The organism is Serinicoccus chungangensis (genome assembly GCF_001483745.1).
Classification (GTDB): Bacteria; Actinomycetota; Actinomycetes; order Actinomycetales; family Dermatophilaceae; genus Ornithinicoccus; species Ornithinicoccus chungangensis_A.
Genome location: NZ_LQBL01000028.1, coordinates 252,747 through 276,511 on the forward strand (window position 1 = coordinate 252,747; position 23,765 = coordinate 276,511).

At 72.6% G+C, this 23,765-nt stretch carries 16 protein-coding genes; 8 read left to right on the plus strand and 8 right to left on the minus strand.

Going from position 1 to position 23,765, the window contains the following annotated elements; all coding sequences use genetic code 11:
- The first annotated feature begins 14 nt into the window (after nt 1-14).
- Entirely contained in the window at nt 15-749 is a 735-nt protein-coding gene (locus tag AVL62_RS09745; protein WP_058891445.1) for a CDP-alcohol phosphatidyltransferase family protein, read from the plus strand.
- 95 nt (nt 750-844) lie between these two features.
- On the opposite strand, the gene AVL62_RS09750 is transcribed toward AVL62_RS09745, so the two are convergent.
- Nucleotides 845-1,303 (minus strand): SRPBCC family protein, encoded by a 459-nt coding sequence (locus AVL62_RS09750; protein ID WP_058891446.1) that lies wholly within the window; start codon nt 1,301-1,303, stop codon nt 845-847.
- Nucleotides 1,304-1,433: 130 nt separating this feature from the next.
- Here AVL62_RS09750 and AVL62_RS09755 point away from each other — a divergent pair, with 130 nt between their 5' ends.
- From AVL62_RS09755 to AVL62_RS09775, 5 genes are all read left to right on the plus strand, one after another.
- Nucleotides 1,434-2,960: an aldehyde dehydrogenase family protein gene (locus tag AVL62_RS09755; RefSeq protein ID WP_058891447.1), complete on the plus strand. Its 1,527-nt coding sequence runs from the start codon at nt 1,434-1,436 to the stop codon at nt 2,958-2,960.
- Nucleotides 2,953-4,749 (plus strand): choline dehydrogenase, encoded by a 1,797-nt coding sequence (gene betA, locus AVL62_RS09760; protein WP_058891448.1) that lies wholly within the window; start codon nt 2,953-2,955, stop codon nt 4,747-4,749. Before AVL62_RS09755 ends, betA begins: the two co-directional genes overlap by 8 nt.
- A complete protein-coding gene (betT, locus tag AVL62_RS09765; protein ID WP_058891449.1) occupies nt 4,749-6,794 on the plus strand; it encodes a choline BCCT transporter BetT in 2,046 nt (681 codons plus the stop codon). The genes betA and betT overlap by 1 nt, the downstream gene beginning before the upstream one ends.
- Before the next feature lie 34 nt (nt 6,795-6,828).
- On the plus strand, nt 6,829-9,726 hold the full coding sequence (locus AVL62_RS09770) for an FAD-binding and (Fe-S)-binding domain-containing protein (protein ID WP_058891450.1): 2,898 nt from the start codon (nt 6,829-6,831) through the stop codon (nt 9,724-9,726).
- Between the two features lie 322 nt (nt 9,727-10,048).
- Nucleotides 10,049-12,046 carry a DUF305 domain-containing protein gene (locus tag AVL62_RS09775; RefSeq protein ID WP_083518853.1) on the plus strand — a complete coding sequence of 666 codons (1,998 nt, stop codon included), beginning with the start codon at nt 10,049-10,051 and terminating at the stop codon, nt 12,044-12,046.
- 109 nt (nt 12,047-12,155) lie between these two features.
- On the opposite strand, the gene AVL62_RS09780 is transcribed toward AVL62_RS09775, so the two are convergent.
- From AVL62_RS09780 to AVL62_RS09805, 6 genes are all read right to left on the minus strand, one after another.
- The gene (locus AVL62_RS09780; RefSeq protein WP_058891451.1) at nt 12,156-13,808 is read right to left on the minus strand and encodes a thiamine pyrophosphate-binding protein; all 1,653 of its coding nucleotides are present in this window, start codon (nt 13,806-13,808) and stop codon (nt 12,156-12,158) included.
- Between the two features lie 143 nt (nt 13,809-13,951).
- A complete protein-coding gene (locus tag AVL62_RS09785; protein ID WP_058891452.1) occupies nt 13,952-14,752 on the minus strand; it encodes an HpcH/HpaI aldolase family protein in 801 nt (266 codons plus the stop codon).
- Nucleotides 14,737-15,522 carry a 2-keto-4-pentenoate hydratase gene (locus tag AVL62_RS09790; RefSeq protein WP_058891453.1) on the minus strand — a complete coding sequence of 262 codons (786 nt, stop codon included), beginning with the start codon at nt 15,520-15,522 and terminating at the stop codon, nt 14,737-14,739. The genes AVL62_RS09785 and AVL62_RS09790 overlap by 16 nt, the downstream gene beginning before the upstream one ends.
- Nucleotides 15,523-15,538: 16 nt before the next feature.
- Nucleotides 15,539-16,705: a 3,4-dihydroxyphenylacetate 2,3-dioxygenase gene (gene hpaD / locus AVL62_RS09795; protein ID WP_058891454.1), complete on the minus strand. Its 1,167-nt coding sequence runs from the start codon at nt 16,703-16,705 to the stop codon at nt 15,539-15,541.
- A gap of 52 nt (nt 16,706-16,757) precedes the next feature.
- Complete coding sequence (hpaE, locus tag AVL62_RS09800; RefSeq protein ID WP_058891455.1) at nt 16,758-18,290, minus strand: 5-carboxymethyl-2-hydroxymuconate semialdehyde dehydrogenase; 1,533 nt, start codon at nt 18,288-18,290, stop codon at nt 16,758-16,760.
- Between the two features lie 39 nt (nt 18,291-18,329).
- Complete coding sequence (locus AVL62_RS09805; RefSeq protein ID WP_058891790.1) at nt 18,330-19,895, minus strand: fumarylacetoacetate hydrolase family protein; 1,566 nt, start codon at nt 19,893-19,895, stop codon at nt 18,330-18,332.
- Nucleotides 19,896-20,071: 176 nt separating this feature from the next.
- On the opposite strand from AVL62_RS09805, the gene AVL62_RS09810 reads away from it, so the two are divergent.
- Both AVL62_RS09810 and AVL62_RS09815 read left to right on the plus strand, forming a co-directional pair.
- A complete protein-coding gene (locus AVL62_RS09810) occupies nt 20,072-21,967 on the plus strand; it encodes an FAD-binding monooxygenase (RefSeq protein ID WP_058891456.1) in 1,896 nt (631 codons plus the stop codon).
- Between the two features lie 34 nt (nt 21,968-22,001).
- Complete coding sequence (locus tag AVL62_RS09815; protein ID WP_058891791.1) at nt 22,002-23,405, plus strand: AI-2E family transporter; 1,404 nt, start codon at nt 22,002-22,004, stop codon at nt 23,403-23,405.
- Nucleotides 23,406-23,420: 15 nt separating this feature from the next.
- Here AVL62_RS09815 and AVL62_RS09820 read toward each other — a convergent pair whose 3' ends face one another.
- Entirely contained in the window at nt 23,421-23,762 is a 342-nt protein-coding gene (locus tag AVL62_RS09820; protein WP_058891457.1) for a hypothetical protein, read from the minus strand.
- Nucleotides 23,763-23,765: the final 3 nt, after the last annotated feature.

Below are 23,765 nucleotides of genomic sequence, written 5' to 3' on the forward strand. Positions count from 1 at the left end.
ACTAGGGTCTCGGCATGACCTCACCTGCCGCCAGCGCCACCGCACGTCTGGCGGCAGCAGCCGTCCACGCGTATACCGCCCTCGGCGTCGTGCTGGCCCTGCTCATGGTCCACTTCTCCTACGCCGGCGAGGTGGAGCTGGTGCTCTGGCTGTTCCTCGCCGCCATGGTCGTCGACGGCACCGACGGCTTCGCGGCCCGGCGCTGGCGGGTCAAGGAGCTCGTGCCCGGCTTCGACGGCGCGCTGCTGGACAACATCGTCGACTACATCACCTACGCCTTCGCGCCGATGATCCTGCTGTGGAGCGCGGGCTTCCTGCCCGCCGGCTGGCTCGGCGGCGTCGTCGCCTCCGTCCCGCTGCTGGCCTCGTGCTTCCAGTTCTGCCGCAGCGACGCCAAGACCGACGATCACTTCTTCCTCGGCTTCCCCAGCTACTGGAACATCGCGGCGTTCTACCTCGTCGTGCTCGGGGCCGGGCCGACGGCCACCACCATCACGCTGCTCGTGCTCACGGTCCTCGTCTTCGTCCCCGTCCGCTACGTCTACCCCTCGCGCACGGAGACCGCCTGGTGGCCCACGATGACGCTGACGACGCTGTGGTTCGTCCTGTATGCCGTGGTGCTGGCGCAGTACCCCTCGCCCAGCTGGTGGGCGGTCGCGCTCTCGGCGGCCTACGTCGTCTACTACGCGGCCCTGTCCCTGCACCTGACGTTGTCCCGTCGCCGCAGCGCCGAGCTCGCGACAGCCTGAGACGACAGCCCCACCGGGCGGCGGACGCAGCACGCGGACCGGCGCCCGCCCCACGGGATCTGGGACGGGCGCCGGTCGCTGCCGTGGTAGGGGGCTCAGTCGCGGGGGACGTCGCCCTCCCAGCCGCCGGTCGGCACCTCGCGCGCCTCGATGAACTCCTTGAAGCGCTGGGCGTCGCCCTTGACCCGGCGGTCGTCGACGCCCACGAGGGCGCCGGCCTTCTCCAGCAGACCCTCGGGGTCCCAGTCCATCTGGATGGTCACCCGGGTGGTGGTGTCGCTCAGCTTGTGGAAGGTCACGACGCCGGCGTGCTTGGTGTCACCCTCGACGGTGGCCCAGGCCACCCGCTCCTCGGGGTGCTGCTCGCTGATCTCGGTGTCGAACTCGCGGGTGGCGCCGCCGACCTCGACGACCCAGTGGTTGCGGGTGTCGGTGACCTGGGTGACCGACTCCACGCCCTCCATGAAGTGGGGGAAGGACTCGAACTGCGTCCACTGGTCGTAGGCGACCTTGATCGGGACCTCGACGTCCACGGACTCCGTGACGTTGCTCATGCATACCTCCTGATCGGGGAAAGGGGATCGGACCCACGGAACACCAGATCGGTCCCGCCCGCACGGCCAACCCGCACCCCCGTCCGGACGGGATGTCGACGGGGGGCCGGTTTCCTGGTATCCATGGGCGATGAGCCAACTCCTGATCGACGGCACCTGGCGCGACGCCTCGGACGGGGGGACGCGGACGATCCTCTGCCCGGCCGACCAGACCGAGGTCGGTGTGGTCGCCGAGGCGACCGCGGACGACGCCGAGGCGGCCGTCCTGGCCGCCCGTCGCGCCTTCGACGAAGGCGAGTGGCCGCATACCCCGGCACCCGAGCGGGCGGCGCTGCTGCGCCGGGTCGCCGACCGGCTCGCCGCCGACCGCGACGAGGTCGCCCGGCTGGAGTCGCTGGACACCGGCAAGCGCTTCGTCGAGTCCCAGATCGACGTCGACGACATCGAGGCCGTGTTCCGGCACTTCGCCGACCTCGCCGCGAGCGAGGCGGGCCGGGTCGTCGACACCGGTATGCCGGACGTCGCCAGCAAGGTGGTCCACGAGCCGGTCGGGGTCTGCAGCCTCATCACCCCGTGGAACTTCCCGCTGCTGCAGACCAGCTGGAAGGTCGCCCCCGCGCTGGCGGCCGGCAACACCTTCGTCCTCAAGCCCAGCGAGCTGACCCCGCACACCTCGGTCTGGCTCATGCACGCGCTCACCGACGCCGGCCTGCCGGACGGCGTCGCCAACCTCGTCCTCGGCTCCGGCGCCACCGTCGGTCCGACCATGACCACGCACGACGCGGTCGACCTCGTGTCCTTCACCGGCGGTGTCGAGACCGGCCGGACCATCATGGCCGCCGCCGCGCCGACCGTGAAGCGGGTCGCCCTCGAGCTGGGCGGCAAGAACCCCAACGTCGTCTTCGCCGACGCCGACCTCCCCGCCGCCATCGACAACGCGCTCACCGCCGTCTTCCTCGACTCCGGGCAGGTCTGCAGCGCCGGCGCCCGGCTCATCGTCGAGGAGTCCGTGCACGACGAGGTCGTCGACACCCTCGTCGAGCGCGCCCGGCGGATCCGCCTCGGCGGCCCCTTCGACGAGGACGCGGAGACCGGGCCGCTCATCAGCGAGGCACACCGCGACAAGGTCGCCCGCTACGTCGCCGAGGCGCTCGAGGACGGCGCCGTGCTGCGCTGCGGGGGCGGTCCGCCGGAGGACGCCGACCTCGCCGACGGCTGGTTCTACTCCCCCACCGTTCTGGACGGCTGCGCGCAGGACATGCGCTGCGTGCACGACGAGTCCTTCGGCCCGGTCCTCACCGTCGAGACCTTCTCCGGCCCGGACCCCGACTCCGCCGAGGACGCCGCGGTGGCCATCGCCAACGACACCATCTACGGCCTCGCCGGGGCGGTGTGGACGCAGAACGCCGGGCGCGCGGAGCGGGTGGCCGGCCGGCTGCGGCACGGCACCATCTGGATCAACGACTACCACCCCTACGTCCCCGGGGCGGAGTGGGGCGGCTACAAGCAGTCCGGCATCGGGCGCGAGCTGGGGCGGGCGGGGCTGGAGGAGTACCGCGAGACCAAGCACATCTGGCACAACACCCGCCCGGCACCGGCCGGGTGGTTCGCCGACCGCACCAGCACCGACACCCCCACGGAGGCCCCCGATGCCTGAACGCTACGACTACGTCATCGTCGGCGGCGGCTCCGCCGGGTCGGCCCTGGGCAACCGGCTCAGCAGCGACCCCTCGACGCGGGTCCTCGTGCTCGAGGCGGGCCGCAACGACTTCCGCTTCGACCCCTTCATCCACATGCCGGCCGCCCTGCCCTTCCCCATCGGCAGCCGCTTCTACGACTGGAAGTACGAGTCCGACCCCGAGCCCGCGATGGGCGGGCGCCGCATCTACCACGCCCGCGGCAAGGTCCTCGGCGGGTCCAGCTCGATCAACGGGATGATCTTCCAGCGCGGAAACCCCATGGACTTCGAGCGCTGGGCCGCCGAACCCGGGATGCAGGACTGGGACTACGCGCACTGCCTGCCCTACTTCAAGCGGATGGAGACGGTGCTGCTCGAGGACGGGCGCACCGGCGCCGACGCCTGGCGCGGCGGCTCGGGCCCCCTCGTGCTGGAGCGTGGACCGGCCAGCTCACCACTCTTCGGCGCGTTCTTCGAGGCGACGCAGGAGGCGGGCTACCCGCTCACCGACGACGTCAACGGCTACCGCCAGGAGGGCTTCGCCAAGTTCGACCGCAACGTCCACCGCGGCCGCCGGCTGTCGGCGGCCCGGGCCTACCTGCACCCGGTGGAGCACCGGCGCAACCTGCGCATCGAGACGCTCGCGACGGTCACCGGTCTGCGCATGCAGGGGACCCGGTGCACCGGCGTGGACTACGTGCGCGGCGGGCGGCTGCGCCGCAGCGTCGAGGCCGGCGAGGTCATCCTCTGCGGCGGGGCCTTCGCCACCCCGCAGCTGCTGCAGCTGGCCGGCATCGGCGACCCCGAGGTGCTGGGCGCGGCCGGGGTGCAGACGCGGGTCGACCTGCCCGGCGTCGGGTCCAACCTGCAGGACCACCTCGAGGTCTACCTCCAGCACTCCTCCACCCAGCCGGTCTCCATCGCGCCCTGGCTGGCGCACCACCACAAGCCCCGGATCGGCGCCGAGTGGCTCTTCGCGCGCCGCGGCGTCGGCGCCAGCAACCACTTCGAGGCCGGCGGCTTCATCCGCTCCAACGACCAGGTCGAGTGGCCCAACCTCATGTTCCACTTCCTGCCGATCGCCATCCGCTACGACGGCAGCAAGCCGGCCGAGACCGAGCACGGGATCCACGGCTACCAGGTGCACATCGGCCCGATGTATGCCGACACCCGCGGCCACGTGCACATCCGCTCCGCCGACCCGGCCCAGCGCCCCTCGATCCTGTTCAACTACCTCTCCACGGACACCGACCGGCGCGAGTGGGTCGAGGTGGTCCGGGCCGCGCGCGACATCCTCGGCCAGCCCGCGTTCGCCCCGTTCAGCGGCGGCGAGATCTCCCCCGGACCCGAGGTCGAGACCGACGAGGAGATCCTGGAGTGGGTGCGCGGGGACGCCGAGACCGCGCTGCACCCCTCGTGCACGGCCAAGATGGGCGGCGCCGAGGACGACCGGGCGGTCGTCGACCCCACCTCGATGCGGGTGCACGGCACCGAGGGCCTGTCGGTCGTGGACGCCTCGGTCTTCCCCTTCGTCACCAACGGCAACATCTACGCCCCCGTGATGATGGTGGCCGAGAAGGCCGCCGACCTCATCACCGGCAACACCCCGCTGCCCGCCTCCGACGTCCCGTGGTACCGCCACGGGACCGGGCAGCCCCTGTACCCGCCGGGCGACCCGCGCAACGACGCGTGGGACGCGATGCAGGACCCGCCATCGGCCGAGCGGCTCCGACGGGAGGCTGGGTCCACCAGCGAGAGGAACCCGTGATGACCGCCAAGACCGAGCAAGCCGCCCCTGCCCCCTCCCCCGCCGAGAAGCCGCCCGGGTCGCCCCCGGTCCGCCTGCCCGTCTTCGTCGCCTCCCTCGTGGGCGTCGTCGTCTTCGCGACCTGGGCCATCCTCATGCCCGACCGCGTCTACGAGACCATCTTCTCCTGGACGGAGTGGGTCGGAGCCACGTTCGGCTGGTTCTACATCCTGCTCGGCACGGCGATCCTCGTCTTCGTGCTCTTCCTGGGGTTCTCCCGCTACGGCACGCTGCGCCTCGGCCCGGCGCACTCCCGGCCCGAGTTCTCCACCTTCGCCTGGGCCTCGATGCTCTTCGCCGCCGGCATCGGCACCGACGTCATGTTCTTTTCCGTCGTGGAGCCGGTGACCCAGTACATCTCTCCCCCGCTCATCGAGGGCGAGACGGTGCAGGCGGCCCGGGAGGCCACGGTGTGGACGCTGTTCCACTACGGCATCACCGGCTGGGGCATGTACGCGCTCATGGGGATGGCGCTGGCCTTCTTCGCCTACCGGCTCAACCTGCCGCTCGCGGTCCGCTCGGCCCTCGCGCCCGTCTTCGGCCGCCGCATCGACGGCCCGCTCGGCCACGCCGTGGACACCGCGGCGGTGCTCGGCACCATCTTCGGGGTGGCCACCAGCCTCGGGATCGGCGTCGTCTTCCTCAACTTCGGCCTCGGCGAGCTGTTCGGCATACAGCAGGGTCTGGCCGCCCAGATCGGCCTCATCGTCCTGGCCATCACCATGGCCGCGATCTCGGCCACGACCGGTGTCGACAAGGGCATCCGGTTCCTCTCCCAGCTCAACGTGCTGCTCGCCCTCGGCCTCGCGGCGTGGGTGCTCGTCACCGGCCGCACCCAGCTGCTCATCGAGGGCGTCGTGATGAACGTCGGCGACTTCGTCGCCCGTTTCCCCTCCATGACGATGGACACCATGGCCTACGACGGGGCCAACGAGTGGATGAACCTCTGGACCCTCTTCTTCTGGGCCTGGTGGGTGGCCTGGGCCTCCTTCGTCGGCATGTTCCTGGCCCGCATCTCCCGCGGCCGCACCATCCGGCAGTTCGTCGCCGGCACCATGGTCATCCCGTTCGCCTACATCGTCATGTGGGTCTCGATCTTCGGCAACGCGGCGCTGGCCCGGGTGCGGGACGGCGACGCCGACTTCGCGGCCGCGGCGCAGGAGTACGACGGCCGGGGCTTCTTCATGCTGCTGCAGGACTACCCGGCAGCCGGGCTGCTCGTGCTCCTGGCCACCGCCGTGGGGCTGCTGTTCTACGTCACCTCGGCCGACTCCGGCGCCCTGGTCATGGGCAACCTGTGCTCGCAGCTGCGGGAGGTGCAGGAGGACTGCGCGCCCTGGCTGCGCATCGTCTGGGCGGCGGCCACCGGCCTGCTGACCATCGCGGTGCTGGCCGTCGGCGGCATCTACGCGCTGCAGTACGCCACGGTCATCATGGGCCTCCCCTTCGCCGTCGTGCTGGTGCTGGTCATGTGGGGGCTCTTCACGGCCCTGCGCACCGAGCTGCGCCGCGTCGACGCGGGCAACGGCACCCACGCCGTGCTGTATGCCGTGGGTGACGGGACGGCGGACCGGGAGACGTGGAAGGCGCGGGTGGCCCGGGCGACCAACTTCGTCGACACCGAGGACGCCGAGGCATACCTGGAGAGCGTCGTGGACCCGGCGCTCACCGAGGTCGCCGAGGAGCTGCGCAGCCGCGGGGTGAGGGCCGAGACGAGCAGCGGCACCGCCCCGCCCGACGACCAGGACAACGAGGGCGGCCGGTTCGTCGAGCTGCGGACCGGCGAGGACGAGCACCCCTTCCTCTACCGGGTCAAGATCTCCCAGCACCCCGTCCCGACCTACGGCGGGCGGATGATCGGGAACCGCGACCGGTACGCCCGGCTCGAGGTGCACCTGGCGGATGGCGGTCAGGACTACGACGTCATGGGGTTCACCCGCGCGCAGGTCATCCACGACTGCCTCGACGCCTACGAGGCGCACCTGGACTTCCTGCGCACCGTGTGAGGCGGCGAGACGCTGCCGGACTAGGCTGACCGGTGTGCCGTCGACGAATCTGGAGATCCCCTGGAGCCGGCTCGCGAGCTCGCTCGGCGAGCAGCTGGGAGACGGCGCGGTCAGCCGGCGGCCGCTGGACCTGCACGCGCTGGCGCACGACGCGTCGCACTACCTGCTGACGCCCGAGCTGCTGGTCCGTCCGACCTCCACCGCGCAGGTGGCCGCCGTCATGGCGGCCTGCGACCGGGCCGGCGCGCCGATCACCTTCCGCTCCGGCGGCACCAGCCTGTCCGGGCAGGCGATCACCGACGCGGTGCTGGTCGACACCCGCCGGCACTTCACCGACATCGAGGTGCTGGACGGGGGCGCCCGCGTCCGCGTCCAGCCCGGCGTGACGGTCCGGGCGGTCAACGCCCGGCTCGCGCCGTACCACCGCAAGCTCGGGCCCGACCCGGCCAGCGAGGGAGCGTGCACGCTCGGCGGCGTCATCGCCAACAACTCCAGCGGCATGCACTGTGGCACCGAGCTCAACACCTACGCCACCCTCGAGTCCCTGACCTTCGTGCTGCCCTCGGGCACCGTCATCGACTCGGCCGCCCCGGATGCCGAGGCCGAGCTGGCGGCCCGCGAGCCTGAGCTGGTCGCCGGCCTGCTGGCCCTGCGCCGACGGGTGCTCGCCGACCCGGAGTCGGTGGCGACGATCCGCAGGCTGTTCGCGATGAAGAACACCATGGGCTACGGCGTCAACGCCCTGCTCGACTACGAGCGACCGCTGGACATGCTCGTGCACCTCATGGTGGGCAGCGAGGGCACGCTCGGCTTCGTCGCCTCGGCCGTCCTGGCAACCGTGCCCGTCCACCCGGAGGTCGCGACCGGGCTGCTCGTCCTCGACACCGTCGGCGCGGCCACCGGGTCCGTGCCCGACCTCGCCGCGACCGGTGTCGCCACGGCCGAGCTGCTCGACGCCGCGTCGCTGCGGGTGGCGCAGCAGGACCCCCGCTGCCCGTCGCAGATCGCCGAGCTGGAGGTCGACGAGCACGCGGCGCTGCTGGTCGAGTGGCAGGGGGACAGCCCCGCCGAGCTGGACGCGACGCTGGGGTCGGCCGCCGCGACCCTCGAGGGGCTGGCGCTGACCAGGCCCGCCCGGCTCACCCGGGACGCCCGCGAGCGGGCCGCGCTGTGGAGGGTCCGCAAGGGTCTGTTCTCCGCCGTCGCCGAGGCCCGCCCCGCCGGCACCAACGCGCTGCTCGAGGATGTCGTCGTCGGCGTCGACGTGCTCGGGGAGACCTGCGTCGCGCTGACTGAGCTGTTCGACACGCACCGCTACGAGGACTCGGTGATCTTCGGGCACGCCCGCGACGGCAACGTCCACTTCCTGCTCAACGAACGCTTCGACGACCCGGACGCGATGCGCCGCTACGCCGCCTTCACCGAGGACATGGTCGACCTGGTGCTGGGCCAGGGCGGCTCGCTCAAGGCCGAGCACGGGACCGGCCGCATCATGGCACCCTTCGTCCGTCGGCAGTACGGCGACGAGCTCTACGCGGTGATGTGGGAGATCAAGCGGCTCCTCGACCCCCGGGGGCTGCTCAACCCGGCGGCCGTGCTCTCCGACGAGCCCACGTCATACCTGCGGGACCTCAAGCCCTCCCCGCCGGTGGAGGAGGAGGTCGACCGGTGCGTCGAGTGCGGCTACTGCGAGCCGGTCTGCCCGTCCAAGGACCTCACCCTGACCCCGCGTCAGCGGATCGTGGTGCGCCGCGACATCCAGACCGCCCGCGCCGCCGGTGACCACGCGCTCGCCGACTCCCTCGAGCGCGACTACGACTACGACGGCACCCAGACCTGCGCCGTCGACGGGATGTGCCAGAGCGCGTGCCCGGTCCGCATCGACACCGGCGACCTCACCCGGCGGCTGCGCCGGGAGTCGGCCGGCCGCCTGACCGAGGCGGCCTGGGCGGGGGCCGCCCGCGCCTGGGGGGCGGTGGCGCCCCTGGGCGGGCTCGCGCTCGGCGCGGCCCGGCTGGTGCCCTCCGGGGTGCCGGTGGCCGCCACCCGCGTCGTGCGCGCCGTCGCGGGAGCCGACACCGTGCCGCTCTACGACGCGCGGCTGCCCGGTGGGGGCAGCCGGAGACGCGAGCTGACGACCGCCTCCCCGGTGGCCGTGCTCTTCAGCACCTGCATCGGCGAGATGTTCGGGACCGAGCCCGGCGGCCACACCGGCGACCTCGGCCCCGGGGCGGGCGGGGCGCTCGTCGAGCTGTGCGTGCGCGCCGGCGTCCCGCTGCGCACCCCCTCCGGGATCGGCGGCCTGTGCTGCGGCACGCCGTGGAAGTCCAAGGGTCTGACCAGCGGGTATGCCGTCATGGCCGACCGCGTGGTCCCGGCCCTGCGGGAGGCCACCGAGGGTGGCCGGCTCCCCGTGGTGGTCGAGGCGTCCTCCTGCGTGGAGGGGCTGCTGGTCATGCTCGCCGAGCGCGCGCCCGAGGTGCGGGTGGTGGACGCCGTCGACTTCGTCCGGGACACCGTGCTCCCCCGCCTCGACGTCCGCCGCACCGACCGCACCCTCGTGGTGCACCCGACGTGCTCCTCCGAGCGGGCGGGGAGCACCGAGGCGCTCGTGGCGCTGGCCGAGGCGGTCTCGACCGACGTCGTGGTGCCCGTGTCCTGGGGCTGCTGCGCCTTCGCCGGGGACCGCGGCCTGCTGCACCCCGAGCTCACCGCCTCGGCCACCGCCGACGAGGCCGCCGAGGTCGCGGGTATCGTCGCGCGGGTGATGCCTCCCCGTGCCGAGCACGCCTCCCCGAGCAGCGCCCCCACCCCTGCCGGCGCGCTCGGCTTCGTCTCCTCCAACCGCACCTGCGAGATCGGGATGACCCGGGCCACCGGCCAGCCGTACCGGCACGTGCTGGAGCTGCTCGCGCAGGCGACCCGGGCATGACCCGCGACAACCACCCCACCGAGCGTCGCGAATGGTTGCGCCACCGCCCACCGAGCGTCGCGAATGGTTGCCGGAGCCGACCCGGTGCAGCCATTCGCGACGCCCGGTCGGTTCAGAGACAACCATTCACGACGCTCGGTGGGTAGAGAAGGCCGGGGGCCGGACGGGCGATCTCCCCCGCCACGGCCGGCCGCGCCTGGGACCACCGACCAACCCCAGGGGCGGGCAAAGTTTGGCCCATGATTTGGTCAAGTCCGCCCGGTGACGCGGGTCACCTACCTAGGGTCGAAGGATCCCCGAGAACCACTGGAGGTTGGCTGTCATGGGCGACACCACGAACCGGACCAGACGTCTGCTGCGTACGGCGGCGACGGCGGTCCTCGCGACGACCTTGAGCGTCGCGTACCTCCCGGGAGCGGTCCAGGCCGACCCGGACGACATCGAGACCAGCGACAACATGACGCTGCTGAGCAACACCCCGAAGCAGGCGCCGCTGGAGGGCTTCAACTCCGACATCGCCTTCTGGGGCGACTACGCCTTCCAGGGCAACTACGACGGATTCCGGATCTGGGACATCTCCAAGCCCCGGGACCCCGAGCTCGTCACCCAGGTGCTGTGCCCCGGCGGCCAGGGCGACGTGTCCGTCTCCGAGGACGGCTCGCTGCTCTTCATGTCGGTGGACTCCCCCCGCTCCGACGACACCTGCTCCAGCACGTCCGGCAGCATCCTCAGCCCGACCTCCTGGGAGGGTATGCGGATCTTCGACATCTCCGACCTCGAGAGCCCGGACTACGTCAAGGCCGTGCGCACCGACTGCGGCTCGCACACCCACACCCTGGTCCCGGGTGAGGACGAGGGCACGAACTACCTCTACGTCTCCTCCTACGGTCCCAACTCACGCTTCCCCAACTGCCAGCCGCCGCACGACGGCATCTCGGTCGTCGAGGTGCCCACGGAGGACCCGGCGTCGGCCGCGGTGGTCTCCGAGCCGGTCCTCTTCCCCGAGGGCGGCGGACCGGGCACGAGCGGCTGCCACGACATCACCGCATACCCCGAGCGTGACCTGGCAGCCGGCGCCTGCATGGGCGACGGCATCCTCATGGACATCTCCGACCCGGTGAACCCGGTCGTCACCGAGCAGGTGCAGGACTCCAACTTCGCCTTCTGGCACTCGGCCACCTTCAACGACGACGGCTCCAAGGTGGTCTTCACCGACGAGCTGGGCGGCGGCGGTGCGGCCACCTGCAACGAGGCGGTCGGGCCGAACCGCGGCGCCAACGCGATCTTCGACATCGCCTACGACGACACCGCGTCGCTGGATTTCCGCAGCTACTACAAGATCCCCCGCTACCAGGAGGACACGGAGAACTGCGTCGCGCACAACGGCTCGATCATCCCGGTCGTCAAGGGTGACGTCATGGTGCAGGCGTGGTACCAGGGCGGCGTCTCGGTGTTCGACTTCACCGACTCCGACAACCCCGAGGAGATCGCCTACTTCGACCGCGGTCCGATCGACGACGACAACCTCGTCCTCGGTGGCTCCTGGTCGGCGTACTACTACAACGGGCACATCTACTCCAGCGACATCACGCAGGGGCTGGACGTGCTCAAGGTGCGTGGCACCAAGGGTGACAACCGGGTGAAGATGGACTTCCTCAACGCCCAGACGCAGTACGAGTCGACCCCGGGACGCTCCGGCTCCCGCCCGGGGAACGCCCCCGGTCTCGACGGCAAGGACGTCACCTCCGCGGTCGTCCCCGCCGCCCCGGGCGCCAGCGCTCAGGTCGTCCCGGCGCCGCAGGCCGAGCGCCTGGTCGCGCAGAGCCGTCACGACCTGGCGCACCAGTCCGGCGAGGCCGACACGATGTTCATGTCGATGATGGTGCCGCACCACTACCAGGCGATCCTCATGTCGCAGCTCGCCGAGGACCGGATGGCCGACCCGCAGCTCGCGGCGCTGGCCGACCGGATGCTCCTGGAGCAGGAGCTCGAGATCGACGTCATGCAGGGCTGGCAGGGCGCCCACGGCCACCCGGTCACCGACGAGGTGGCGGCCTACGAGCAGATGGTCGCCGACCCCGCCATGCGTGAGCAGATGGGTATGGCGTCGCCGGAGCAGATGCAGCAGCTCGCCGAGGCGGAGGGCGCGGCCTTCGACACCCTCTTCGTCGAGCTCATGGTGCCCCACCACGAGGGGGCCATCGACATGGCCGTGGACGAGATCATCCACGGCTCGGACGTCACCGTGCAGCAGCTGGCGACCGACATGATGGTCACCCAGGCCGTGCAGATCGACCAGATGCAGCGCCTGGTCGGCTGACGGCGCGACGAAGGGCCCGGCGCCACGAAGCACCGGGCCCTTCGAGCTGTCCGGGGGCTACCGCCCGCCCGGGGTGGCCGCCCGCCGTGGTGGGCCGGCCGCGGGCATCTCAGTTGTTCACCCGGATGATCTCCTCCTGGTAGGGCGCGACGACGTCGCGGGACACCCGGCAGTCGAGGACGAGGAACGGGCGATCGTCGACCGGCTGCGCCGCCCAGTCGGCGAGCCGGTCGAGGTCGGCCAGGGTCTGCACCACGACCCCCTCGGCGCCGACCCCGGCGGCCAGGGCGGCGAAGTCGACCTGCGGGATGAGCATCGGCTCGAGCGCCAGCCCCTGCAGCCCGTAGAGGTTGACCTCGGCGCCGTAGGCGCCGTCGTTCCAGACCACGGCCAGGCCCGACCCGCCGGCGACGCGGACCGCCGACTCCAGGTCGGCCAGGGCCATGAGCCCACCGCCGTCCCCGGTGGTGAGCACGACGGTCGCCTCCGGCCGCGCGAGCGCGGCCCCGAGCACCGAGGGCCACCCCAGCCCGATGGACTGGAAGGCCGTCCCCACCATGATCATCCGGTCCGGGGAGGCCACCGGCCAGTACATGTTCGCCCACCCGATGAAGTGCCCGCCGTCGGAGACCACCACCCGGTCCTGCGGGAGCAGCTCCCCGATCCGGACCGCCACGGACCGCGGGTCCAGCCGACCGTCCGGCGCCAGGTCCTGCCCCGGGTGGTAGGCGCGCAGGTCGCCGACGGGCACGCTCTCGCGCCACCCGCCGGGGGCGTGGCCGAGCCCGGTGAGCCGCTCGGTGACCGCACGCGCCACGAGGGCCGCGTCCCCCTGGACGTAGCCCCCGACGTGGGGATGCGTGGCGGCCGGCGCGACGTCGACCTGGAGGATCCGGGTGCCGGGCGCGAACAGCTCGCCGAAGCGCATCGTGAACTGGTTGAGCGAGGCGCCGAAGACGACCGCGACGTCGGCCTCGCGGACGAGGTCCATCGCGCCCTCGGCGCCCCAGCCGCCGACCACCCCCAGGTCGTACTCCGCCCGCGGGAAGATGCTGCGCCCCAGCGAGGTGGTGGCGGTGACCGCACCGGTGGCGTCCGCGAGCTCCCCCAACGCCTCCCCCGCGCCGGCCAGCCACGCACCGCGACCGGCGAGCAGCAGCGGCCGCTGCGCCCCGGCCAGCGCGGTGGCGATGTCCGCGACGGCGCCGGCGGCGAAGTCGCCGACCGGCGCCCGGGGCGCCGGGGTGAGCGGGGCGGGCACCTCCGGCACCGGCCCGACCTCGAGCCGGGCCACGTCGTAGGGCACCGCCAGGACGGTCGGCACCCGGTAGGTCAGGGCGTGCTCGATGGCGATGACGGTCGTGGCGGCGGCATCGGTCCGCCCGACGGTGTAGGTGCGGGCGCCGACCGCGGACGCCAGGGCGATCTGGTCGACGTCCCAGGGCCGCGGGCCGGAGGTCGGGCCGTCGCCGACGACGAGGACGAGCGGCACCTTGGCCTGCACCGCCTCGGCCAGCGCGGTGAGCGTGTTGGTGAAGCCGGCGCCGTAGGTGGAGGTGGCAGCGGCGATCCGCCCGCAGGCCCGGTGGTGGGCGTCCGCCGCCACCACTCCCCCGGCCTCGTGGCGGACCGCGGTGAACTGCACGTCCCTCGAGCGCTCGAGGGCGTCCAGGACGTGGGCGTTGCCGTTGCCCATGACCCCGAAGACGTGGTCGACGTGGCGGGCCAGGGTGAGGGCGACGTGGGCGGAGACGGTGGGCACGCAGGTGCTCCTTCGCGAGAGACGGACGGGGGGTCAGGCCGTATGTGTCTCGCGGGTGCGGCACGCCGCTGTGTGCTCCTTTTTCGAGCACCGACGGCGAAGCGCCGGACGGCCCCGATCATACGCGTCCCTCGCGGACCGCCTCAGGAGCGCTCCTGCTGCCCGGCACCGTCCGGGAGGAACCGGCCGGCCAGCGCCTCCGAGCCGCGGGCGAGCAGCGCGACGTCGGCACCCACGAGGACGAAGGCGGCACCCTGCCCGAGGTAGTCGTCCGCCACGGCCGGGTCGAAGGCGTTCACCCCGACGGGGGTGCCGGCCGCCCGCGTGGCCTCGAAGGTCCGCCGCACGGCCGCCCGCACGTCCGGATGGGTCTGCTGCCCCAGCAGGCCCATCGACGCCGCGAGGTCGCTCGGCCCCACGAAGACCCCGTCGACGCCGTCGACGGCCGCGATCTCGCCGGCCGCCGCGACCGCGGCGTCGGACTCGACCTGCACGAGCAGCGACACGTGGTCGTCGGCGTCGCCCAGATAGCCCTCGACCCGGTTCCACCGGGCCGAGCGCCCGAGGGCCGACCCGACACCGCGGCGTCCCCGCGGCGGGTAGCGCACGGCCGACACCGCCGCGACGGCCTCCTGCACGCTCTCGACCATGGGGACGAGGATGGTCTGCGCCCCCAGGTCCAGGACCTGCTTGATGACCACGGGGTCGGCGGAGGGGACGCGGACGACGGCGACGACGGGGTATGCAGCCACCGCCTGCAGCTGCGCGAGGACCGACTCCAGCCCGTTGGGGGCGTGCTCCATGTCGATGAGCAGCCAGTCCAGGCCCGAGCCCGCGGCGATCTCGGCCACGAGCGGCGAGCCCGAGCAGACCCACATGCCGACCAGCGGCCGGTCGGCGCGGGCGAGCGCCTCGCGGAGGGTGGAGGTCAGACGAAGTGGCACGTGATGGTCCCCATGTCGGCGTAGTCGCAGTGGATGGTGTCGCCCCTCGAGACCCAGACCGGGCGGGTGAAGGACCCCGCGAGGATGATCTCCCCGGCCTCGAGCCGGTCCCCGTGCTGGTGGACCTTGTTGGCCAACCAGGCCACGCCGGTGGCGGGGTGGCCCAGGACGCCGGCGGCGACGCCGGTCTCCTCGACCTCCCCGTTGCGGGACAGCACCCCGGGGACCCAGCGCAGGTCGACCTCGTCCGGGCGCCGGCGGACGTCGCCGAGCACCATGGCCCCGTAGGCCGCGTTGTCGCTGATGGTGTCGACGATGGTGCGGCCCTCGAGCTCGATGTGGGAGTTGAGGACCTCCAGCGCCGGGACGGCGTGGTCGATCGCCGCCAGCGCGTCCTCCAGGGTGCAGTCCGGCCCGGTCAGCGGCTCGGCGAGGACGAACGCCAGCTCGACCTCGACCCGCACGTTGGAGAAGTCGTCGACCGGGATCTCGGCCCCGGAGGCGTGGACGGTGTCGTCGAACATGACGCCGTAGTCCGGCTCGGTGATCCCCGTGGCCTGCTGCATGGCCTTGGAGGTCAGCCCGATCTTGCGGCCCACCAGCCGGCGGCCGGCGGCGAGGTTCCGGTCCCGCCACACGCCCTGGATGGCGTAGGAGTCCTCGATGGTGGCCTCGGGGTGGCGCGCCGTGATGCGCGGGACGACCGAGTGCGTCCGGTCGGCCTCGGCCAGCTCCTCGGCGATCGTCGCGATCTGCTCGGGCGTCAGCATCCCTGGTCCTCCCCGGTCACAGCTGGTGCCCCAGCTTGTACTCGCCCTTCTTCCAGTCGGGCATCTCCTCGTCCTCGTCGCGCCGGGTGTAGGAGAAGCCGTCCGCGCCGATGGTCACCTGCATCTCGGAGTCGTCCGTCCTCGCCACGACCGGCTGCGGGTCGCCGTCGAGGTCGAGCACGAGCGAGGCCTCGGTGTACCACGACGGCACCACCGGGTTGCCCCACCAGTCGCGGCGCTGGTTGTCGTGGACGTCCCAGGTGATGACCGGGTTGTCGGGGTCGCCGGTGTAGTAGTCCTGGGTGTAGATCTCCACGCGGTGCCCGTCCGGGTCGCGCAGGTAGAGGTAGAAGGCGTTGGACACGCCGTGCCGGCCCGGGCCGCGCTCGATGGCGTCCGACCGGCGCAGCGCCCCGAGCTTGTCGCAGATCGCCAGGATGTTGTGCTTCTCGTGCGTCGAGAAGGCGACGTGGTGCATGCGCGGGCCGTCACCGCCGGTCATGGCGGTGTCGTGCACGGTCGGCTTGCGGCGCATCCACGCGGCATACACCGTGCCCGCGTCGTCCTGGATGTCCTCGGTGACCCGGAACCCGAGGTCCTGCATGAACCGCGTGGCGCGGGGCACGTCGGGGGTCACCTGGTTGAAGTGGTCCAGGCGCACCAGCGCACCGGGGGTGTAGAGGTCGTAGCGCCAGGCCAGGCGCTCCACGTGCTCGACGTCGTGGAAGAACTCGTAGGGGAAGCCGAGCGGGTCGGTGACGCGGACCGAGTCGCCGACGCCCCGGACCCAGCCCTCGGGCCGCCGCTCGACGCGGCACCCCAGCTCGGTGTAGAACGCGACCGCCCTGTCCAGGTCCTCCGGGGTGCGGACCCGGTAGGAGAAGGCCGCCACCGCGGCGACCGGCCCCTGGCGCAGGACGAGGTTGTGGTGGATGAACTCCTCGATCGAGCGCAGGTAGACGGTCGACTCGTCCTCCTCGGTCACGGTCAGCCCGAGGACGTCCACGTAGAACGCCCGCGAGGCGGCCAGGTCGGTGACGACGATCTCCATGGAGGCGCAGCGCAGGATGTCGGGCGCCGGTACCGACGGGGTCGGGACCGGGTCGTCGGTGTGGATGGGCGCCTCCTGGGACACGTAGTAGCCCGAGGAGGTGAGGGTCTTGTCGGTATGCCTGTCGCTCATGTCGCGTCCTTGCGAGGTCGGGGTGGTCGGGGCGGCTGCCCGGGGCGGGCGGTCAACGGCCCGCCGGGTCCTGCTTGCCGAAGGTGGGGTGGTGGGCGGCGCCCAGGGTGATGTGCACGGCCTGCTGGTCGGTGTAGAAGTCGATGGACCGGTAGCCGCCCTCGTGGCCCAGGCCCGAGGCCTTGACGCCCCCGAAGGGCGTGCGCAGGTCGCGGACGTTGTTGGAGTTGAGCCACACCATGCCCGCCTCCACGCTCTGGGCGAAGGTGTGCGCCCGCCGGAGGTCGTTGGTCCAGATGTAGGCGGCGAGCCCGTACCTCACCCCGTTGGCCAGCTCGAGGGCCTCCGCCTCGGTGTCGAAGGGGGTGATCGCGACGACCGGCCCGAAGATCTCCTCCTGGAAGATCCGGGCGTCCCGGGGGACGTCCGCGAAGACCGTCGGCGCGACGAAGTTGCCCGTCTCGAAGCCCTCGGGCCGGCCGCCGCCGGCGACCAGACGGCCCTCGCTCCTGCCCAGCTCGATGTAGCCCATGACCTTGTCGAAGTGCTCGGGGTGGACCAGGGCACCGACCTCGGTCCGCTCGTCGTGCGGGTGCCCCACGACGACGCGCTGCGCCTGCGCGGCATACCGCTCGACGAACTCGTCGTAGACCTCGCGCTGCACGAGGATGCGGCTGCCCGCGGTGCACCGCTCCCCGTTGAGGGAGAAGACCCCGAAGATCGTCGCGTCGATGGCCGCGTCCAGGTCGGCGTCGGCGAAGACGACGGCCGGCGACTTGCCGCCCAGCTCCATGGAGAGGCCCTTGAGGTGGGGCGCGGCGTTGGCGAAGATGAGCTGCCCGGTGCTGCTCTCCCCCGTGAAGGAGATGAGCGGGACGTCGGGGTGCTTGACCAGCGCGTCACCGGCCTCCTCCCCCAGCCCGTTGACCAGGTTGAAGACCCCCGGCGGCACCCCCGCCTCCTCGAAGATCCCTGCCCACAGCGAGGCCGACAGCGGGGTGAACTCGGCCGGCTTGAGCACCACCGTGTTGCCGGTGGCCAGCGCCGGGCCCAGCTTCCAGGACTCCAGCATGAACGGCGTGTTCCAGGGGGTGATGAGCCCCGCCACCCCGATGGGCTTGCGGTTGACGTAGTTCACCTGGCGCCCGGGCACCTTGTAGGTGTCGTCCGCCTGCGCCACCACCAGGTCGGCGAAGAACCGGAAGTTCTCCGCGGCCCGGCGGGCCTGGCCGAGGGCCTGGGTGATCGGCAGCCCGGAGTCGAAGGACTCCAGCTCGGCCAGCCGGGCGTCCCGGGACTCCACGATGTCGGCGACCCGGTGCAGGATGCGGCTGCGCTCGCGCGGCAGCATCCCCGGCCAGGGCCCCTCGGTGAAGGCGCGACGGGCGGCGGCGACGGCTCGGTCGACGTCGGCCTGCGTGCCGGCCGCCGCGTGCAGGTAGGTCTCGTTCGAGACGGGGTCGAGCACCTCGAAGGTCGCCCCGTCGAGGGAGTCGACGAGCTCGCCGTCGATGTAGTGCTGGATGCGCTCGGGCAGGTCCGCGGGGCGGTGCCCCGCGCCCGTGGGTCCGGTGGGGTCGGTCATCGTGCTCCTCCTGGGGTGGTCGGGATCGGCGTCATCGGCTCAGGCCTGCTCGTGGCGCCAGGAGTCGTACCTCGCCCGCCACCCGGCGTCCATGGGGAAGAGCCCGTCGACGGGGTGGCCCTCGGCGACCCGCTCGGCGATCCAGGCGTCCTCGGACTCCTTGGCGAGGGCGGCGTCGGCGACCTCGCGGGCCAGGCCGGGCGGGATGACGACGACCCCGTCCGCGTCGCCGACGAGGATGTCGCCGGGCTGGACCGTCGTGCCGCCGCAGGCGATGGTGAGGTCGTGGTCCCACGGCACGTGTCGGCGCCCCAGGACCGCGGGGTGGGCGCCCGCGCTGTAGACGGGGATGCCGACGGCGGCGACCGCGTCGTGGTCCCGCACCCCGCCGTCGGTGACGATGCCGGCGGCGCCGTTGGCGTGGGCGCGGATCGCGAGGATGTCGCCGAGGGTCCCCGAGCCGGCCTCGCCGCGCGCCTCGATGACGACGACCTCGCCCTCGCGCACGGCGTCGAAGACCCGCTTCTGGGCGTTGTAGCCCCCGCCGTGGCTGCGGAAGAGGTCCTCGCGGTTGGGCACGAAGCGCAGGGTGCGGGCCACGCCCACGAGCTTGGCCCCGGGGTGCAGCGGGCGCACCCCGTCGATGGTGACGTTGTCGAGCCCGCGCTGGCGCAGCTGCTGCGACAGCCCGGCGACGGGCACCTGCAGGAGCAGCTCCCGCAGGTCCGGGTCGAGGCCGGGTCCAGCCGCGGTCTCCCCCTGGGCCTCCTCGGCACCGGGGTCCTCGGCCGGCAGACCGGCCGCCTCCCGGGAGCCCCACGCCTCGGCCCGTTGCGTGTCGTCGACCGAGGGCAGCGACCCCAGGCCGGGGTCGAAGCCGCCCTCCCCCTCGACCACGGTGGTGACGAGCCGACCGCTGCTGGGCGTGCCCGCGGCCGTGGGGGCGTCCACCTCGACCTCGACGACGTCACCGGGGACGACGACCGAGGAGCCGGCGGGGGTGCCGGTGAGGATGACGTCCCCGGTCTCCAGGGTGAGGTGCTGCGCGAGGTCGGCGACGATCTGCGGGAGCGTGAAGAGCAGGTCCGCGGTGGTGTCCTCCTGCACGAGGTCGCCGTTCACCCAGGTGCGGACCCGCAGCCCGGCCGGGTCGACGGTGCTCGCGTCCACGAGCCCCGGTCCGACCGGGGTGTACCCGTCGCGCCCCTTGGACCGGGTGTTGGACCCCTTGTCGTTGGCGCGCAGGTCGTAGAGCCCGAGGTCGTCGGCAGCCGTCACCCACCCGACGTGCGACCACGCGTCCTGCTCGGTGACGTGGCGTGCCGGTCTGCCGATGACCAGGGCCACCTCTCCCTCGAAGGCCAGCAGCTCGGTCCCGGGGGGGCGCTCGACCGTGCTCGGGGACGCCGCCACCGAGCTCGACGGCTTGAGGAAGTAGGACGGCGCCTCCGGCCGCCGCCCGCGCTGGTCGGCCCGCGAGCGGTAGCTGAGGTGCACGGCGATGATCTTGCCGGGCCGGCCCGGCAGCGCGGCGAACCGCGGGTCCGGGCCCTCCTCCTCCGGTGCGGTGTCGGCGGCGCCGTCGGTGGTGCGGCCGGTCGGCATCGGAGCTCCCTCGCTCATCGTCATGGCTAGACCGTAGCCGGAGTCCGTGGTCGCGCCGAAGGGGACCACAGCCCGCTCGTCCGACGGGTCCGGACCCGTCCCCGCCCGCCGTGCGATGCTGAGCCGGTCCGTGCAGCGCAGCCCGCCGTCCCCGGTCGACGAAGGAGTCACCACCCATGCAGTTCCACCACCACGGCTACGTGTCGGGCGACCCGCGCGTGCAGGAGGCCGCCGGCACGGGGGTGGACCGCCCCACCGAGCTCCCGGACACCACCGACGTGCTGCTCGTCGGGTCGGGCCCGGCGGGCATGCTGCTGGCGGCGCAGCTGTCGCAGTTCCCCCAGGTGTCCACCCGGATCATCGAGCGGCGGGAGGGCCGGCTGCCGCTGGGTCAGGCGGACGGCATCCAGCCGCGCAGCGTCGAGACGTTCCAGGCCTTCGGGTTCGCCGAGCGCATCGTCGCGGAGGCCTACAACATCGCCTACATGAACTTCTGGGGCCCCGACCCCGAGCACCCGGAGAACATCGTCCGCACCGCCCGGACCGAGGACTACGGGCTGAAGATCAGCGAGTTCCCCCACCTCATCGTCAACCAGGCGCGGGTGCTCGACTACTTCGCCGAGGCCGCGCGCCACGGACCCGGCCGGATCGTCCCGGACTACGGCGTGGAGTTCGTCGGGCTCACCGTCCACGAGGAGGGCGACCACCCCGTCGAGGTCCGCCTCCGCCACGTCGCCGGCGACCAGGAGGGCGAGGAGCGCACGGTCCGGGCGAGGTATGTCGTGGGGTGCGACGGCGCGCGCAGCGGGGTGCGCCAGGCCATCGGGCGGCGGCACACGGGGCAGTCCGCCGCGCACGCCTGGGGCGTCATGGACGTGCTCGTCAACACCGACTTCCCCGACTGGCGCACGAAGTGCGCGATCAACGCCGCGGCCGGCAACATCCTGCACATCCCCCGCGAGGGGGGCTACCTCAGCCGAATGTACATCGACCTGGGCGAGTCGCCGGAGGACCCTGACCACGCGATCCGGCGCACCCCCATCGCGGACATCATCCGGCGGGCCAACGAGATCCTGCACCCCTACTCCATCGACGTGAAGGAGGTCGCCTGGCACAGCGTCTACGAGGTCGGTCACCGGGTGACCGACAAGTTCGACGACGTCCCGGAGGGCTCGGACCGGGCACCGCGGGTCTTCCTCACCGGCGACGCCTGCCACACGCACAGCGCCAAGGCGGGCCAGGGCATGAACGTCTCGATGCAGGACGGCTTCAACCTCGGGTGGAAGCTCGGTCACGTGCTCACCGGGCTCAGCCCCGCCTCGTTGCTCTCGACCTACTCGGCCGAGCGTCAGCCGGTCGCCCAGGAGCTCATCGACTTCGACCGTGAGTGGTCATCCCTCATGGCGCGCAAGCCGCAGGACATCTCCGACCCCTCCGAGCTGGCGACCTTCTACCTGGGCACCGCCGAGTTCCCCTCCGGCTTCATGACCCAGTACGCCCCCTCCACCCTCGTGGCCGACACCGGCCACCAGGACCTGGCCGAGGGGTTCCCGCTGGGCAAGCGCCTCAAGTCCGCCGAGGTGGTCCGGGTCTGTGACGGCAACGCCGTGCACCTGGGGCACCACGCACGGGCGGACGGACGGTGGCGCATCTACGCCTTCGCGGACGCGCCCGTCGCCGGCGAGGCCTCGGCGCTCTCCGACTGGGCCGCATGGGTGGCGTCGCCGGAGTCCCCGGTCTCCCGGTTCACGCCGGAGGGGGCCGACCCGGACGCCGTCTTCGACGTCAAGGTCGTCTACCAGCAGGCCTACGAGGACGTCGACCTCGGTCAGGTCCCAGAGGTGTTCCTCCCCCGGAGCGGGCCGCTGGGCCTCACCGACTGGGAGAAGGTCTTCGCCGCCGCGCCCAACGCCTGGACGGACACGGACATCTTCGTCGAGCGCGGGCTGTCCCGGGACGGGGTGGTCGTCGTCGTGCGGCCGGACCAGTACGTCTCGGCGATCCTCCCGCTGACCGCGACGCAGGAGCTGGGCGCCTACTTCGACGCGAACATGCTGGCGCCCCGTCGCTGAGACCGGGGTGCGCGGGGCGCCTATGCTGCGTGCCATGCCGACCCACGACCTGCCCCACGAGGCCCGCGCCGCCGCCTCGCTCGACGTCAGGGCCGAGGAGCCGGCCGACGAGCCGGGTCACCGGCCGCCCCCCGTGCCCGGGAGCAGGCCCCGGCCGGAGGGGCCACCGGCCCCGACCACCAACGTGGGCATCGACCGGATGCGGGTGGTCGGCGACGGACTCCGGTTCGTCACGGCCTGGTGCCTGCGGGCCGTCATCATCGCGGCGGCGCTCTGGCTCGTGTGGTGGGTCCTCAGCAGGGTCTGGTTCGGGGTCCTGCCCATCCTGCTCGCCCTCATCGTCGCGACGCTGCTGGCGCCGGTCGTGGCCCTGGGCCGTCGCATCGGGCTGCCCGCCAGCCTCGCCACCATCCTCACGCTGGTGCTGTCGTTCGCGCTGCTCGTCGGCGTCCTCGCCGGGCTCGTCCCCTCCATCGTCACGCAGTCCCGGGAGATCTTCGGCCAGGCCGGTGAGGGGGTCGACCAGGTCCGCCGCTGGATCAGCGGACCTCCGCTCAACCTCGACGACGCGCAGATCGACGAGTACCTCACCAGCGCCATCAGCTGGATCCAGGAGCGCAGCAGCGAGGCCGCGGGGGCCGTCGCCTCGGGGCTCGGTGCCGTCGGGTCGGCCCTCGTGACGCTGGGCCTCATGGTCGTGCTGCTCTTCTTCTTCCTCAAGGACGGACCCAAGTTCCTCCCGTGGGTCCGACGGGTCACCGGGCGCACGGTGGGCCGCCACCTCACCGAGGCGCTGACGCGGATGTGGACGACGCTGGGCGGGTTCATCCGCACCCAGGCCATCGTCAGCGCGGTCGACGCGGTCCTCATCGGTGCCGGGCTGCTCATCCTGCAGGTGCCCCTCGCCCTCACCCTCGCGGTCCTGACCTTCCTCGGCGGGTTCATCCCCATCGTGGGGGCCGTGGTCGCCGGCGGCATCGCGGTGCTCGTCGCGCTCGTCACCCAGGGGTTCACGAGCGCCCTCATCGTCCTCGCCATCGTCATCGGCGTGCAGCAGATCGAGGGCAACGTGCTGCAGCCGATGCTCCAGGGCCGCAGCATGCAGATGCACCCCGGGATCGTCCTGCTCGCCGTCGCCGGCGGCAGCACGCTCTTCGGCATCATCGGCGCCTTCCTGGCGGTGCCCTTCGCGGCGACCTTCGTCGTGGGCCTGCGCTACCTCAGCGAGCAGGTCGACCTGCGCAGCGGGGACGTCAGCGCCGCCGAGATCCCCTTCGCGACGCCGGAGGGCTACGTCGCCGGGGCCCAGGCGGAGCATGCCGCGACCTCGGCGCGCGAGGCCGAGCAGGCCGCGATGGCGGTCGCCCAGCACGGCTCGGTCGCGTCGGCCGCGCCTCCACGGCCCGGCTTCCTCGCCTGGCTCTGCGGCCGGCACTGACGGGCGCGTCGGGCCTCAGGCGGGGTCCTCCCCGCGGCCACCGGAGCCGGCCTCGTCCAGCGCGTCCAGCTCGCGCAGCGCGGTCTCCCAGCGTTCGCGGCGCTCCTGCTCGCCCTGGTCCCACCACGGCTCGCCGCGCTCCCCCAGCCCGTGCTTGGCCAGGTCGACCCGCCGCCGCGCGGGGGCCGGGTCCTCGCCGGCGCCCCGGAGCGCGCGCACGCCCGACCGGCCACGACCCAGGTGCGAGAGCAGACGCTGCGCCACGTCCTCGGGCAGCGCGGGATCCTGACGTCGCCACCGTCGGCCGCGCACGACGAGCCAGCGCTCGTCGTCGACCGGCGCGCCGCCCTCCGTCATCCG

Coding starts and splice junctions, on each gene's coding strand:
- AVL62_RS09745 (WP_058891445.1), top strand. CDS start 15: ATGACCTCACCTGCCGCCAGCGCCACCGCACGTCTGGCGGCAGCAGCC.
- AVL62_RS09750 (WP_058891446.1), bottom strand. CDS start 1,303: ATGAGCAACGTCACGGAGTCCGTGGACGTCGAGGTCCCGATCAAGGTC.
- AVL62_RS09755 (WP_058891447.1), top strand. CDS start 1,434: ATGAGCCAACTCCTGATCGACGGCACCTGGCGCGACGCCTCGGACGGG.
- betA (WP_058891448.1), top strand. CDS start 2,953: ATGCCTGAACGCTACGACTACGTCATCGTCGGCGGCGGCTCCGCCGGG.
- betT (WP_058891449.1), top strand. CDS start 4,749: ATGACCGCCAAGACCGAGCAAGCCGCCCCTGCCCCCTCCCCCGCCGAG.
- AVL62_RS09775 (WP_083518853.1), top strand. CDS start 10,049: ATGGGCGACACCACGAACCGGACCAGACGTCTGCTGCGTACGGCGGCG.
- AVL62_RS09790 (WP_058891453.1), bottom strand. CDS start 15,522: ATGCTGACGCCCGAGCAGATCGCGACGATCGCCGAGGAGCTGGCCGAG.
- hpaD (WP_058891454.1), bottom strand. CDS start 16,705: ATGAGCGACAGGCATACCGACAAGACCCTCACCTCCTCGGGCTACTAC.
- hpaE (WP_058891455.1), bottom strand. CDS start 18,290: ATGACCGACCCCACCGGACCCACGGGCGCGGGGCACCGCCCCGCGGAC.
- AVL62_RS09805 (WP_058891790.1), bottom strand. CDS start 19,895: ATGCCGACCGGCCGCACCACCGACGGCGCCGCCGACACCGCACCGGAG.
- AVL62_RS09810 (WP_058891456.1), top strand. CDS start 20,072: ATGCAGTTCCACCACCACGGCTACGTGTCGGGCGACCCGCGCGTGCAG.
- AVL62_RS09815 (WP_058891791.1), top strand. CDS start 22,002: ATGCCGACCCACGACCTGCCCCACGAGGCCCGCGCCGCCGCCTCGCTC.
- AVL62_RS09820 (WP_058891457.1), bottom strand. CDS start 23,762: ATGACGGAGGGCGGCGCGCCGGTCGACGACGAGCGCTGGCTCGTCGTG.